This window comes from Vogesella urethralis (genome assembly GCF_007644045.2).
GTDB lineage: Bacteria > Pseudomonadota > Gammaproteobacteria > Burkholderiales > Chromobacteriaceae > Vogesella > Vogesella urethralis.
Genome location: NZ_VMDW02000108.1, coordinates 1 through 253 on the forward strand (window position 1 = coordinate 1; position 253 = coordinate 253).

Below are 253 nucleotides of genomic sequence, written 5' to 3' on the forward strand. Positions count from 1 at the left end.
CATGCGCCTGGCATAATCGCCGCCCCATTGGTCGTCGCGCTGGTTGGTGCGCGCGGCGAGAAATTCGTTAATCAGATAGCCCTCAGAGCCCATCACCACGACGCCGTCATAGCCCGCTTCGCGCGCCAGCTGGGCGCAGTGGGCAAAATCATCGATCAGCGTCAGGATCTCATCGTGGCTCAGTTCATGGGGGGTAAAACGGTTGATCGGCGCCTGTAGCGCCGAGGGGGCCACCAGCGCGGGCTGGTAGCTG

The 253-nt window shown here is 63.2% G+C and carries 1 protein-coding gene; it reads right to left on the reverse strand.

Translation table 11 applies throughout. The features are described 5' to 3' along the window. Positions 1-253: oxidoreductase (locus FLQ03_RS14470; RefSeq protein ID WP_476756205.1), on the reverse strand; the 253-nt coding region annotated here is incomplete at both ends.